This is a genomic window from Pedobacter hiemivivus (assembly GCF_004331685.1).
GTDB lineage: Bacteria > Bacteroidota > Bacteroidia > Sphingobacteriales > Sphingobacteriaceae > Pedobacter > Pedobacter hiemivivus.
In genome coordinates this window covers 63,072-77,821 of the sequence record NZ_SJSM01000025.1, presented here as the reverse complement: position 1 = coordinate 77,821, position 14,750 = coordinate 63,072, and the positions used below count along the sequence as shown (strand labels likewise).

Annotated in this window: 12 protein-coding genes; 5 read left to right on the top strand and 7 right to left on the bottom strand. The window is 36.4% G+C overall.

All coding sequences use genetic code 11. The annotated features are described in order from the left end of the window. On the top strand, positions 1–267 hold a 267-nt coding region (locus EZ444_RS23485; RefSeq protein ID WP_165503563.1), incomplete at its 5' end, for a transposase. A 332-nt stretch (positions 268–599) separates the two neighbouring features. On the opposite strand, the gene EZ444_RS23480 is transcribed toward EZ444_RS23485, so the two are convergent. Beyond that, positions 600–3,557, bottom strand: a complete 2,958-nt coding sequence (locus tag EZ444_RS23480; protein ID WP_225874828.1) for a ligand-binding sensor domain-containing protein — start codon at positions 3,555–3,557, stop codon at positions 600–602. Further along, on the bottom strand, positions 3,541–4,320 hold the full coding sequence (locus EZ444_RS23475) for a LytR/AlgR family response regulator transcription factor (protein WP_131611952.1): 780 nt from the start codon (positions 4,318–4,320) through the stop codon (positions 3,541–3,543). Before EZ444_RS23475 ends, EZ444_RS23480 begins: the two co-directional genes overlap by 17 nt. 194 nt (positions 4,321–4,514) lie before the next feature. On the opposite strand from EZ444_RS23475, the gene EZ444_RS23470 reads away from it, so the two are divergent. Together EZ444_RS23470 and EZ444_RS23465 are read left to right on the top strand one after the other, a co-directional pair. After that, the gene (locus EZ444_RS23470; protein ID WP_131611950.1) at positions 4,515–5,246 is read left to right on the top strand and encodes a ferritin-like domain-containing protein; all 732 of its coding nucleotides are present in this window, start codon (positions 4,515–4,517) and stop codon (positions 5,244–5,246) included. Positions 5,247–5,263: 17 nt separating this feature from the next. Beyond that, complete coding sequence (locus EZ444_RS23465; RefSeq protein WP_131611948.1) at positions 5,264–6,115, top strand: ferritin-like domain-containing protein; 852 nt, start codon at positions 5,264–5,266, stop codon at positions 6,113–6,115. 46 nt (positions 6,116–6,161) lie between these two features. On the opposite strand, the gene EZ444_RS23460 is transcribed toward EZ444_RS23465, so the two are convergent. The 3 genes from EZ444_RS23460 to mqnC form a co-directional block, all read right to left on the bottom strand. Beyond that, complete coding sequence (locus EZ444_RS23460; protein WP_131611946.1) at positions 6,162–6,776, bottom strand: putative toxin-antitoxin system toxin component, PIN family; 615 nt, start codon at positions 6,774–6,776, stop codon at positions 6,162–6,164. Next, a complete protein-coding gene (locus tag EZ444_RS27320; RefSeq protein ID WP_165503709.1) occupies positions 6,763–6,933 on the bottom strand; it encodes a hypothetical protein in 171 nt (56 codons plus the stop codon). Before EZ444_RS27320 ends, EZ444_RS23460 begins: the two co-directional genes overlap by 14 nt. A gap of 139 nt (positions 6,934–7,072) precedes the next feature. Next, positions 7,073–8,197, bottom strand: coding sequence for a cyclic dehypoxanthinyl futalosine synthase (mqnC, locus tag EZ444_RS23455; RefSeq protein WP_131611960.1), 1,125 nt, complete (start codon positions 8,195–8,197; stop codon positions 7,073–7,075). 114 nt (positions 8,198–8,311) lie between these two features. Here mqnC and EZ444_RS23450 point away from each other — a divergent pair, with 114 nt between their 5' ends. After that, positions 8,312–9,556, top strand: coding sequence for a M16 family metallopeptidase (locus EZ444_RS23450; RefSeq protein ID WP_131611944.1), 1,245 nt, complete (start codon positions 8,312–8,314; stop codon positions 9,554–9,556). Continuing rightward, positions 9,549–10,823 (top strand): M16 family metallopeptidase, encoded by a 1,275-nt coding sequence (locus EZ444_RS23445; RefSeq protein WP_131611941.1) that lies wholly within the window; start codon positions 9,549–9,551, stop codon positions 10,821–10,823. Before EZ444_RS23450 ends, EZ444_RS23445 begins: the two co-directional genes overlap by 8 nt. 12 nt (positions 10,824–10,835) lie before the next feature. On the opposite strand, the gene EZ444_RS23440 is transcribed toward EZ444_RS23445, so the two are convergent. Then, positions 10,836–12,731, bottom strand: coding sequence for a DUF3857 domain-containing protein (locus EZ444_RS23440; RefSeq protein ID WP_131611939.1), 1,896 nt, complete (start codon positions 12,729–12,731; stop codon positions 10,836–10,838). After that, complete coding sequence (locus tag EZ444_RS23435; RefSeq protein ID WP_131611937.1) at positions 12,731–14,731, bottom strand: DUF3857 domain-containing protein; 2,001 nt, start codon at positions 14,729–14,731, stop codon at positions 12,731–12,733. Before EZ444_RS23435 ends, EZ444_RS23440 begins: the two co-directional genes overlap by 1 nt. Positions 14,732–14,750 lie beyond the last annotated feature (19 nt).

Sequence of the window (14,750 nt, the reverse complement as noted above, 5' to 3'; positions counted from 1 at the left end):
TTTAAGAATTGTACGCAAAGAGATCTTGCTTTTACCAGATTAGCCTTATGGTACAATCATGTGGAAGATAGTGGAATTGAAGCTTTTAAAACCGTGGCAAGATCTATTCAAACACATCGCTTCTCCATCGTCAACTTCTTTGTCAACAGGAGTACAAATGCTTCTGCAGAATCGTTCAATGCTAAGGTGAAAGCTTTCAGAGCAACTTCCAGAGGGGTCAGAGATGTTAAATTTTTCCTATTCAGACTATCTAAAATCTATGCTTAAATTTCCTTCCCCCCAAGAATTCCGCTTGATCCCTCAAAAGTAAGACAAAAAGAAATTCTGCAAAGAATTTTTTATAAAATAATCTAAAAAGATAAGCTGCGATATAGGTAAAAAAAAATGGTAAAGCTATGAACTTTACCATTTTTTAACACACAAATGAAACCTGAATTGAGATATAGTTTTAGGTTAGGTAAAAATATCTTTGATCAATCCTATAAGAACGCTTTTTACAAACTTCTGTTTGTTTTAATATATATAACAAGTTTAATGCTAATTTTATAATGATTAATGTAAACTTAGTAAGTGGTATAGATAATTGAGTAAACGGTAAATTAGCTGTTTAATGGGATCAAAATGGATACAAAAGTACCCGAAATACCGTTCTGTTTAATGTCTATCTGTATCGGATTTGGCTCAACTTGATTTAAAAGGTTGATGCGTTCGCGGGTAAGGCTCATACCTTTACTGATATGATGACCTTTTTTACTTTTCAAAGAATTGTCGATACCAACGCCATCGTCAATGATTTCGATGACCAGGTGCTCCTCACCCTTTAGGTCGATGCGTATATCAAGTTTACCACCATCTTCTTTAGGCATTAACCCATGCCATATCGCATTTTCTATATAGGGCTGAAGGATCATCGATGGTATTAAAGTCTCTTCTTTATCAATTATGTTATTTACGTGAATGTGGTATTTAAACTTTTCACCAAACCTTTTTTTCTCCAGACTAAGGTATAATTCAAGGTATTCGAGTTCCTCATCCAGACTGATGAAGCTTTTTGTACAGATCTCCAGGTTCTTTCTAATTAGCTTAGCAAAGCCTGTTAAGATCTTATTTGCCGAATTGGTATCTTTTGTATTGATATAATGCTGAATGGAGTTCATTACATTAAAAACAAAATGGGGATTCATCATCGCCTGTAATGCACGTTGTTCGAGCATTAAGATTTTATTTTTTAAAAGCAATTGTTGCTGTTCCTTGTTCTTCTGAATCTTTGTAACTACTACTGCTACCTTGTAAAAAGCAAAGCCGGCCAATAGAAAAATGCCAACCAAAAATAAATTTGTTTGCCAAAAGTGTTTTTTCAAGGAAAAGTTAACCCTGGTAGGCGTGCTCCAGTTGCTATTGTTTGATTTTGCACTGATCTCAAATGTGTAATCTCCAGGCTCTAATGAGGGGAATTCAAGTCGTCGACTCTTAGTTTCTGTCCAATTGGCCTCTGTTTTTAGTCGATAGCGATAAGTGATGCTTTTATTTTGAAAGTCAATTACGCTGTAGGTAAAGGTGATGCTATTGTTGGATGGGGCTAGGGTATGCATTGCAGTATTAAGTGCTAGCTTAGTTTTATTATTTACTATAGAAGATATTAAAACCTTTGGCGCTTCATGCTGGGCATTTTCCTTATGGTAAGGGAAGTAGATAAGGCCATTGTTGGTTGCGAAATATGCGTAGTGGTCATCAATAAATAAATCATTTATATCATCGGCCAGCAAGGTATTGGTATATTCAAACGATTCTACCGATAGCTGTTTATCGCTTAGAGCAATCCTGTTAATGCCATTATTGGTGATGATCCATATATAATTGTCCTTTACAAATAGGCGTTTGCAGATATTGTTGGCAAGCCCATCTTTTCTGGTAATTACTTTAATAACTTTTTTATTTTTAAGGAATATAATCCCATAACCATCAGTTGCTAAAACAATAGTCCCGTCATCTAATTTCTGAATATCATTAATCCTTTTTGTGAGGAGTAAATTCTCTCCGAAGTAATTATATAAAATGCCTTTTGAGTATTCTGATAGACCGGTGATGTTAGAAAACCATAGGTTCTGCTCCTTGTCATAAAACACACGGTAAGCTCTATTGGTAAAAAAATCTGCGCCCTGTTTAAAATGCGACAATGTAAACTCTAGTTTATTAACCTGGTAAGGTAAAATATATACTCCAGAGGAGAGCGCAATTGCCAACGTCCGGTCATTACCTAAACTCAAGCTTTTAATTACAAACATCCTATTGTTTGTTTCTTTTAGGTAATCGATATTACGGGTGTTATAAATGTTGTTGATTCTTCCAAGACCATAATCCGAGGCGAAGTACATCGTTTGTTTAAGGGTATCATAAACCAAGTGCTTTACAACATTATATCTTTTTTTATCCTTTAACTGGATCTCTGAGGCCTTAAAGGTGTTTAAATCAAGGATGTTGATATTTCCTTCATCCATCCCCAACCATAACCTGTCGTGATTATCTTTAACTATACTTTTTACCAGATCACTACCTAAACCATTTGCTTTATTAATAACATAGAGGCGTTCGGCTTTCTGGGGAAGCATATAGATGCCGCTGGTGGTAGTAAACCACATATTATTTTTTGCGTCTTTGATGATCTGACTAGATGATATGTTTTTTAAATACTGCGTTGTTTTTCCTGAAGGTTCTACATGATAAATACCATTACTATTACTGAGCCATAAATCATCCTTTTTATCTAGAAAAAAATAGCCAGGATCATTATTCAATAGGGCAGTATCAATCTTTAACAAGAGCCGTTGGTTGTCACCATTTCTAATGTTAAGTCCTTTTTTATCAAGATAGCCCAATGTTTTATTGGGCAGGTTTAATATGGTTTTATAAGATAGGGGGAGCGTGCCATGTGATGAAATCTTGAAAGTCTTGTTGTTGAAAATACGGACACATTCGTTGCTAAAAGCCCATATCGTTCCCAATTTATCTTCATGTATAAATGTACTTACGTATGGGTGTTGCAGATCAGCAGAAATAAATTTCATAATTGTTTTTCCGTCCCACATCACCAATATATTTTTATTCGTGCCAAACCATATTCTTCCTTTACTGTCTTCAAAGAAAGAGACAATTACTGCGTTAAATTTTAGCAGTTTAAGTAGTTTTTCATTGGTTTCGTTGTATATTTTACCATTAAAAAAATAGCTTAGCTGTCCATTTAGTGCTAAAAACCAGATTCTGCCGCTTTTGTCTTCTTTTAGTTGCAAGATCTGATTATCGGGTAATCCATCATCAATAGAGAAATTCTCAAATATTTTGCCGTCAAACCTACTTACACCAGCATCTGTAGCTACCCAGATATAGCCTTTAGAATCTTGTAATGTATAATAACAATTGTTGCTTGGTAGTCCGTTTTTGGTGCTAAAGTGTTGTAGATTTGTGGTTTGTGAATAGCTGTTGGGGCTGATGGTCAACAACAGAATTATAAGGAATACAAATCTTCCTGTTAAGTTTAGCTGTTTATTTATCGCTGTCAAAACTAGTATATGATTTAATTTTGTCAAGGAAATCACTTGCGCGTCTTCTTGATACTGCAATTTTTTCTCCATTCTTAAGGATGACTTCAAGCCCATTTTTTGAATTGTATTCTTTTACATAATTCAAATTTACAATACTCGATTTATGGATCCTTATAAATTGGTTGTCAGGTAATATTTCTTCATATTCTTTTAGCACTTTGGAAACAGTGATTTTATCCTTGTTTGATAAGTAAAAAATAGAATAATTACTATCTGCAGCAATATGAATAATATCGTCAATATTTACGAGGCTATAGCCTTGACCATTTGGCAAACTGATTTTACGAATCTCATTTCTTTCTGAAAGGCTTGCGGCAAGATTTTGCATACTCTCTGCACGACTGTTGTCGTTTTTGTTTAAGGCAATAAACTTCGCAGCTTTATCAACAGCAACTTTCAATTCATCGATATCGATAGGTTTTAATAGATAATCGAGCGCATTTGCTTTAATTGCTTTTAAGGCATATTGGTCGTATGCTGTTGTAAAAATAACATGAGCTTTACTTGATTGTGCATAGGGGATTAGTTCGAAACCATTTTCTCCGGGCATCGCGATATCAAGAAAAATCAAATCAATAGTATACTGCGAAAGTAGAAGGCGTGCTTCGGCTACGGACTTAGCAATTCCGGATATGTGGATGCTTTCGCAATTCTCCTGTAAAAGAAAGTATAATGAAGAACGGGCAAATTCCTCATCGTCTACAATAATAGTATTTAGCACGGCTTTAATTTAATAGGGTGAATTTATTAAAAAAATGGCACAACAGGGCGCTTTTAATAAATATAAGCCGGACTGAAAACCGCTAGTCTCCTTCTTTCGTAAGTGAATCTGTAAAACGTCTTACTGAAAACCAATAATTTAACGATTATGAATCATGCGACGGCAAGGTCATAGTTACTGAAAAACTAAAGACTATGAAAAACTTACAGAAAAATGAACAGCTTGATGTGTTGCAAGAAGAAAGCAATATATTTAATGCTCGCTTGCAACGTCGTTCCTTTTTGCAATATGCAGGAGCCGGAGCAGCAGGAATTGCTTTAATTGCAGCTGGCTGCAAAAAAAAGTATCGGGATGATGACATGATGCCTACGGGTGTAACTTTAGATTTTAAGGATGATTTCGGGGTGTTAAACTATGCCTATGCTTTGGAACAATTGGAAGCTGCCTTTTATATCCAGGTAGCCTCCAATCCACCCTCTACATTTAGTCCCGCAGAAAAAAACTATTTCCAGGACATTCAATTTCATGAAATTGCACATAGAGAATTTTTTAAGAAAGCACTAGGTCCTGCAGCTATTGCTGGTTTAGAAGTCGATTTTTCGAGTATAAACTTTATCGATCGCTTGAGCGTTCTGGGGGCCGCCAAAGCTTTTGAAGATTTAGGGGTTGCCGCTTACAATGGTGCTGGTGTGCGACTAAAAAGTGATACCTATTTAACTTTAGCTGGACAGATTGTTTCGGTCGAAGCTCGTCATGCTGCATACATAAGGGATCTAATTTCGAACGGAAGTTTTGCCGATTTAACCAGTCTAACCGCACTTGGTTCAAATGACGCTGGTGGGCTAGACGGAGCTCTAACACCTGATAAAGTGCTTGGAATAGCCGGAAAATACATCAAAACGAAAATTAACGTAATTAATCTTTAACCTTAAAATCAGAAATCATGAATATCGTAAATATATTAGAGGAAATTGAAAAGGTTGATGGAGAGATTTATGAGCGTTTAAATCCAAGAAGGGCTGCCATGAAAGATTTTTTTAACATAGGTAAAAAAATCTCTTTAGCTGCCTTACCGTTGGCAATGGGATCTATGTTTCAGAAAGCTTATGGGCAAACTACCCCAAGCACCGTTACAGATGTTTTGAACTTTGCTTTAGCATTAGAGTATTTGGAGTATCATTATTATAATCATGCGCTGGTTGCCGCTCCAACATTAGTTCCGGCAGGTGCACCAACAGCAGCAATTACTACCATTCGTAACCATGAAGATGCGCATGTAAAGTTACTAAAAGGTGCATTGGGTGCTGGAGCAAGAGCTGAAATCACTTACGCAATGACTGATTTTACTGCTGGAGGGACATTTACTGCTGTATATACAGATTACGTTACCTTTTTAAAAGTAGCATTGGGATTTGAAGATACGGGAGTTAGGGCTTATAAAGGTCAGGCTACCTTCCTGAAAGGGAATGCAGTATTGACAACTGCTTTGCAAATTCACTCTGTAGAAGCGCGCCATGCGTCGCATATTCGTCAAATGCTTGCAGCAAATGGTGCAACAGGTTTAAAACCATGGATTAGTTTAGGGCCTGGCGGTATCTCAAATGATACTGGCGTTACGCAGGTAGATGCTGTTTATGCGCGTGAAAATAGTGATGTACAGGCGGGGATTACCATTACAGGTATTGCAACCGGTGTAACTAAAGCAGCGGCAGTCGAAAGTTTTGATGAAACATTATCAAAAGCTGAAGTTGTTGCGATTGCTAACTTATTCTTGAGAACAGGATTTAAATTATAGTTTGTTTAAGTTTAAGGTGGGGAAGGGGGAAAGACCTCTTCCCTTTTTAATCAGCCTCCCTAAGCAGTCTCTCGAGTATCTCTTGAGTTAATCCATTTCTAGCGGCTTCCTCTTGAAGTTTTGTAATTGACCTCATGATTTCGGGTATTTCAGCAATTGCCCTTTTTGGATGTTCGATCAGCTCTTTTTCACGAGGACTAGTGTATGCTACTTTTGGTTCATTAATCACTAACGAATCATCAAAGTCATTAAAGTAGCTTAAAAATTCTATAGGTGTTAATATTGGAATATTCTCAAAAGGGTTTAAAGCTAATAAATCTTGATCGCCAGTTACAATACAATGTGTATTGTGGTCTGTAGCAAGGTTAAGAAACATATTGTCATTGTTGTCGCGACAAATTTTAAAATCAGATTTAACTTTCTTGAACTGCGCTTCTTGAGAAAATCTGTAAAGTATTTGTGTTCTTTCTAGCTTGGAAACATACTTATCAAATTTAGGTCTTAATAATACGCGTTCAAATTCAAAGAATGTTTCCTCAGAAAATAACAATATGCCATTGTAAATACAATACACTAAAACTTTAGCAGAAATGGAGCTTTTAATAATGAAAGCACTAATTAATATATTAGTATCTAATACAAAACTCTTAGTCCTTACCATTCAATATCTCATTTAGAATTTCCTCGGTAAGCCCTCTTTTTTCTGCTGTATTTTGAACTTCCCTTATGAATTTAAGAAAATCTTCTGCTCTTTTTTGCGCGTAGGTAGACTTTAGTACTTGTCCTTTTCTATCGGCTTCAATTGTTATTCTTTTCATGATATTCGATTTTGTTAAAAATTAAACTAATCAAATATACAGAAGTGTTTTTAAACTATTATTATTTTCATTGAATTTAACTATTAGTTGTTTTTTGGAAAAACAACTAATAGTTAAATAAAATTTGATGGAAGAGTTTTTAATAATTTATTACCTGTTCTTCTAAATGATCCGGTAAATCGCGGTAGTTGTATTGTTGTCCACGTAACTGTGGTTCAAAACCCGCTTCCCTTATCGCATCCTGAATCCCTTTTGCTGTAAAACGATGCGGTGCACCAGCAGCAGAAACTACATTTTCTTCGATCATGATAGAACCAAAATCGTTGGCACCAGCATGTAAACAAAGTTCCGCTACGTTTTTACCAACGGTAAGCCATGAAGCTTGTATATTTTTAATGTTAGGTAGCATAATGCGACTTAAAGCCAACATTCTGATGTATTCATCACCAGAAACATTATTGCTGATACCCCTTAATCTCTTTAATAAAGTACCATCATCCTGAAAAGGCCAAGGTATAAAGGCCAGAAAACCTTTAGCATCAGCAGGTTTTTCACTCTGCACTTCTCTTATCCATACCAGGTGTTCAAAACGCTCATCAATGGTTTCAACATGGCCAAACATCATGGTTGCAGATGTGGTGATATCTAATTGATGAGCAGCTCTCATTACATCAAGCCATTCCTTTCCACCACATTTACCTTTTGATATCAATCGTCTAACCCTGTCATTCAATATCTCGGCACCAGCACCAGGCAACGAATCCATTCCAGCTTCTTTTAAAGCAGATAAGACTTCAGTATGAGAAAGTCCTTCCAATTTAGCTACGTGAGCAATTTCGGGTGGACCTAAAGCGTGAAGTTTTAAATCAGGGTATAGTTCCTTAAGGCGTCTAAATAAATCGGCATAAAACTTTAGGCCTAGATCTGGATGATGACCACCTTGTAACAACAACTGATCGCCACCTAATCTAAATGTTTCTTCTATTTTTTGTTTATAGGTTTCTATATCCGTGATGTAGCTTTCATCATGACCAGGTCTTCTAAAAAAATTACAGAATTTACAGTTGGCGATACATACATTGGTTGTATTTACATTCCTATCTATCTGCCAGGTTACCTTGCCACTTGGCACTTGTTTTTTTCTCAGTTCATTGGCTACATAAGCCAGTTCAGCAGTTGCTGCATGATGATATAAAAATACACCCTCTTCCTTTGTTAAAAAGTCGAAATGCAAGGCCCTGTGTAATAATTCGGCAGTATTCATACCACAAATATACCATAAGTTGTTTTTATCAATATAATTTGTTTGTCCTTTATTAAAAAGGATGATATTTCGGCTGCCCATTATTCCTATATTTGGCCCAATTATTTTCAATATATGGTAGATTTTAACCGTTTTACATTAGCCAATGGCTTGCGTGTTTTAGTGCACGAAGATGATACTACGCCTATGGCGGTGTTAAACATTTTATATGATGTTGGCGCCAGAGACGAAGAGCGAGACAAAACAGGTTTCGCGCACTTATTTGAGCACCTCATGTTTGGCGGATCAGTAAACATTCCAAGTTACGATGAACCTTTGCAAAGGGTAGGGGGCGAAAACAACGCTTTTACCAGCAATGACATTACGAACTATTACATCACTTTACCAGCGGTAAATATAGAAACTGCTTTCTGGTTGGAGAGCGATCGGATGTTGAGCCTAGCTTTTTCCGAAAAGAGCTTGGAGACTCAGCGTAATGTGGTATGCGAAGAGTTTAAACAGCGTTACCTTAACCAACCTTATGGTGATGTATGGTTAAAACTAAGACCCTTAGCTTATTCAACCCATCCTTATCGCTGGGCCACAATAGGTCAGGATTTAAAACAAATTGAAGATGCTAAAATGGAAGATGTTAAGGCATTTTTCCAAAAGCACTACAACCCGAAAAATGCCATAATGGTAGTGGGCGGAAATGTTAAAACTGAAGATGTAAGAGCGCTTGCAGAAAAATGGTTTGCCCCAATTCCTGCCGGAGAAAGATATCTTAGGGATCTGCCTCAAGAACCGGTGCAGACAGCTGAAAGAAGAGAAGTGGTACGTGCAGATGTTCCTTTGAACGCCATTTATATAGCCTTTAAAATGCCTGCAAGAAACGATAATGCATACCAAACATACGATCTGATGTCGGATGTGCTTTCACAAGGGCAATCTTCCAGATTGTATAACAGTCTGTTAAAAGATCAGCAGTTGTTTAGCGATGTTCATGCTTACATCACTAGTAGTATCGATGAAGGGTTATTTGTAATTGAAGGTAAGTTGGTCGAAGGCGTTAGCATAGAAACGGCAGAGGCAGCTATCTGGGCTGAACTCAACAAGCTTGTTGAAGCCGAGGTTACTGATGTGGAGATTACGAAGGTGAAAAACAAGTCAGAATCTATCATGGTATTTGCTGAAATGAGTTTGCTAGATAAAGCGATGAACCTTGCATATTATGAATTATTAGGAGATGCTGATGGTCTGAATACTGAAATCAACAAGTATCTTGCTGTAACACCTGCAGCTATTCAGCAGGCCGCAAAAGCTACCTTCAAGAAAGAACAATGCTCAACTTTACACTATTTAACTGCCCAAGATGCTTAATCGTACACTAGCCCCAGAATCGAAACTGGTTGATGAAATTAGTTTTATTGAACCTTTAAAACAAGTACTGGATAATGGTATACCGGTTTTTACCATCAATGCAGGTAAACAAGAGCTTGTTCGTATAGAATTTATATTTGAAAATGTAAATTGGAATGCCTCAAAACCACTCGAAGCAATTGCAGTCAGCCATTTAATAAACAATGGTACCAGTACGCTTAGCGCTAAGGAAATTGCCGATAAGGTAGATTATTATGGTGCTTTCCTCCAAACAGAGTATGGCGCAGATCAAACTTGTATTAAACTTTATACACTAAATAAACACTTGCAATCGGTGTTGCCAATTCTGCGCTCGATTTTAAATGAAAGTATCTTTCCTGAGCAGGAACTGGCTATTTTTATCCAGAATCAAAAGCAATCCCTACAGGTTAGCTTGCAAAAGAATGATTTCCTGGCAAGGAAAAGTTTTGCTAATGCACTCTTTGGCGAAACACCTTATGGTTCCAATATTCAGCCTTCGCACTATGATGATTTAAAAAGAGAAGATCTTTTAAATTATTTTAAAGCTGCATATAAACCTAAAAACTGTACTGTTTTTGTAGCTGGTAAGTTTGAAGAAGCAGAATTTAATATTCTGAATAGTATTATAGGTAAAGATTGGGATAACGATGCACCATCGATAACCAATAAGTTTAGTTTTACGAGTATTCACCAGGGAGAGATTTTTGTTGAAAAACCAGATGCCATTCAATCGGCAATCAGAATGGGTGCACTAGCCATTACCAGAAATCATCCTGATTTTCCCGGTTTTCAAGTGTTAAACTGTTTGCTAGGTGGTTATTTTGGTTCCAGGTTAATGGCTAATATTCGCGAAGATAAAGGTTATACATACGGTATTGGTTCAGCAGTAGCCTCTTTAAAAGACGCGGGTTATTTCTTTATTGCTACAGAAGTCGGCGTAGATGTATGCAGCAATACCCTTGCAGAAATTGAAAAGGAAATCAGTATCCTTAAGACTGATCTGGTACAAGATGGCGAGCTGGCTTTAGTCAGAAATTATATGTTAGGATCCATGTTAGGCAGCCTTGAAAATGCATTCTCCCATGCAGATAAGTTTAAGAATGTTTATTTCTCTGGACTGGACTACAGTTACTATGAAAACTACATTAAAACAGTAAAGTCAATTACTGCTGGAAATTTAAAAAATCTGGCAAATAAATACCTCAATACCGACAGCTTTACCAAAGTTGTTGTGGGTAAGAAATAAAATATATCCTGGCTAATCTATTTTAGCCAGGATACCTTTTTGTTTATCAGCTTGATATATTTTTTTATAAAAGGCAACAAGATCATTGTATTTTTCTGGCGGATAAATCGCATTTACCATCATATGTGTCCGGGTATATACTAGCGTATTATCCTTTGCAACTACCTTCGCCGTATACTTTCCAAATTCTGATTCAATAGCAATATCTTTAGGCATAAATTCTACTTTATATCCTTTTGGTATGGTGTAAATGATCTCATCCTCATCTTTATAGCCATATTTAATGCTGAAAAAGGTTTTTCGCGCTTCCAAAGCCGTTATCGTATTTTCCTGTCTGTTTAACAGATTTAGCGTTAAAAATAGCTTATCGCCACCTTTGGTCAGCAATTGCGAAGATTTTAACTCGATTTGTTCATGAAGTATAGGGCTGTCTTTATCTGGTTGAGTAATGTTCAATGTTGCAATCTGCACATTTGGGATGCTTAAAGTGTTCATTACCCTTTTTCTCCGGTCCGTAGGTTCCATCAATAGTAGGCCAATATGATCTTCGTACTGTGCATTTTTATATTGAGTTTCAATATTGATATTTGCAGAACCTTCTTCATCTAACATTACTTTTGCATTGCGATGTTGAAGGTTACTAGATGGAGTATATGTAGGCGTTTGAACCAGTTTACCACCCTCTTCTGTAACTAATAAAACAGTCCTGTTCGAATTGTCGTTTCCAATAAAACCCGCAGGTGTGTATGGACTGGTGCATTCCAGCCAGGTAGTGTCTTTTTCAAGAGGAACGCAAAGGATCATGTGGTTAGCCTGATTCATACTGGCATAGTTCTTATTTAAAGAAGGTAAACCATTACCAATAACAACAAGGTTGGATTTTATGCCTGCTTCCTGTAACAAAGCCTTCATGTAGTTAGACAAGCCTTTGCAGTCGCTATAATTCACAGCCGATACTCTCTCAGCTGTAATTGGTTTAAAACCTCCAATGCCCAGTTGTACACCTACATACCTGGTATTCGATTGCAGATAGTTGTACAATATTTTTATTTTTTCTTTGGGCGTTTTTGCATCTTTAACTAAGGATTGGATTTTAGCTTTTGCCACCTCAGGCAACACTTGCCCTCCATTACTCAGGTTGAAAATCCATGAGCCAAGGTTTTTCCAGTTTTCGATGTTGGCTTTCGAGTGGTCAAATTCAAACTCATTAGGGGCCACATTTACCCAAGGCATAATATTTCTTAAGCCAATACTCATGGCTTCAAACTCTGCCGCAGGGATATTTTCGCAGTTCCATTTGTAGTTTATTTTGTCTTTTACCTTTAACGAATCCGTATTTAGTCCTTTACTTTTCATGTATTTAAAAGTGATGGTCTCAGGAATCTTAAAGGTATAATTTGATTTTTCTATAGCAATATCCCATGTGCTTGCCGGATACCATGTAGGATAATTGAGAATCCCATTATAATCCACCGTGTAACTAAACTCTATCGTATATGGAAAGCTGGTATGTAAAAAATCAAGGTACTTGATCCTGTCATCCTGATACAGGGTACCATCAGAAACTGCACTCTTGTCTTTGAAATCCGCATTTTTATAATCTTTTATTTTATTGCCTTTTTCATCATATAGTGAAGCTTTTAAATTGGAAATACTCGAAAATTTATCATAATATTCACTCATTCTTGAGGAGCTCTCACCATTTTTATTTAAAATGGTCATGGCCGTTTTATAAGTTTGTACGGCAGTTCCCTGGTCCTTTACCTCATAAATTAGTTCTTCATTTCTAATAATCACAGATGCATTATGAGTTAAATTTGCTGGAATTTTGCTCACATCATAGATTCCTTGTGCTGTAACCTTTGCAAAAGCAAACAAGGCGGCTATAAAAAGTATAGATCTTCTCATTAGCTTTTCTTAAACACAATTTGTTCGGCCTGTTTTCTAACAATGTTTTTAAAAAGTTCTTTTAAATCATAATACTCTTCAGGAGAGAAAGTCGCTTTTTTAATAGATATTTTGCTGGTGATCATAATTTTGTTTTCCTCAGCCGCAAAGATGAATGTGAAGGATGCAACATCATTAGGTACTATTATTTTTTCATTTTTTGGAGTTTTGTCAAGTTGATAGCCTTTAGGGAAATCAACTGTAATGCGATAGTTCTCTTCAGTAGGAAAGGCAAAATCAACAGGGAACTTTCTTTCCTCCAATTTAAATGGATTCTCTTTAGTTCTTTCGAAAAGTAAGGGGGTGAAATAGGCTAGATTTCCCGCTTCTTCTACATTATCTTCTAGCATAACATCCATGGTCTCAATCAGCGGAGCATTAAGGTTATCAAGATCTTGAACTTTGTAATTTTGTATGCCAAGTCCTGGTTTATCAGTTTTATAACTTTTTAGAAAATCGGTTTCATTAGTTGCCGACCGATATTTGTCTCTACGGTTTAAGGCCTCATAGTGGGTCGATGCTAAATAAAGCTTTCCACTGAGTTTGTTCTCCTTACTTAGCGTAAGCATTAGATTTATGTTTCTTTTACTCAGTCTGTTCTCCTCAGTAGATATCCACGTTGCATTTTCATCTTTTAGATTTACTTTAAGTCCCTGATGGTTCAGGTTATTATATGCGATCAGGTCAGTGGTATGGTCCTTATCTGTAGCATCCAAAAGGATCATTTTATCTCCAATTTCGGCCTGAATAATAACATTGTTAAATTCGGTAAGCATAGGCATTCCAGGATGTGCTCCATTTCCTCGAGTGCTCAATAATACTGGAGAAGCAGTAATATTCGCTTCGGTTAGCAGGTTAAGTAAACAAAGGTTAATATCTGCGGTATTTCCTGTTTTCTTTTCAAATATAGTTTTAGGATTCGTTTCCGAAGTATACATATTATAATCATCATTCCATTTGATGTTATTTTTGACATAGTCAAAAATAAGCTGCATTACAGTATCAGGCTTCGTTTCCCCTTTTAATATGTCTTTTAATATGGTTTTGCTATGGCCTCTTTTATTAATAAAGCTTCCAAAATTCTCCTCATCTTTTAATCCTTTAACAATTTTAGGCCATGACGAGGTAAACTCTCTATATACTTGACCAGGAATGGTAATCGAACTCAACTCAAAACCTACCTTGCTCACATAATCCTCCATGGTAGTGATGTAGTTCTCCTGTTTTAATCCGGGGATATTTTCTGCCTGATAATGAAGATGTACTGATTGTAAGTTTATCGCTTGGCCGTTAATGAAAAACGATTGATTGGTAATGTCTCTTGTGGGATTTAAATATACATACCCAGCTGCGTTTACTTTGTATTTGTAATATTCAGGAATGGTGATGTCATATTCAGAATATAAGGTCGGAATGGCTCTTTGGAAATACCATGACCTTAGTGTGAAAATAAAATCAGAAGATATTCTGTATTTATATTCAACAATCGATCCTTCTTTTACATTTGGGAGTGCAAATTTTTTAAGGGTATAGTTTTTATCCTGTTTTTCCGAAAACTTGGCATCTTTACTTAATTTACTAGGCACTATTTTGCCGCCTTCAAGGTTATAGGTGGCGGCCTCCATATAGTCTAATTTCGTTTCGTCAGTGTTTTGTTTGTAAAACTGAAGCTCCAGATTGGCATAATCATACCCAGTTTTATTAATGATTTTGTAGCGCGTATGTCGTTCAAAAACGTAGACGAAATCACCTGTTTTAGGGCTGAGTTCAAAATAACCTTTACCTACATCAAATAATGCTATAGCGGAAGCTGCAGAATCTACACCACTTACTTTGGTGTCAAATTCTTCAAGGCTTATTTTGCCATACTTAAATGTTTTTGGCTTAGTTGGTTTTTCTTGTGCGAATGAAAATGTACCTATTACAAGTAGGCACAGCATTAGTGCGGTTCTTTTATTCATGAAGGCGATAATTTGTCTA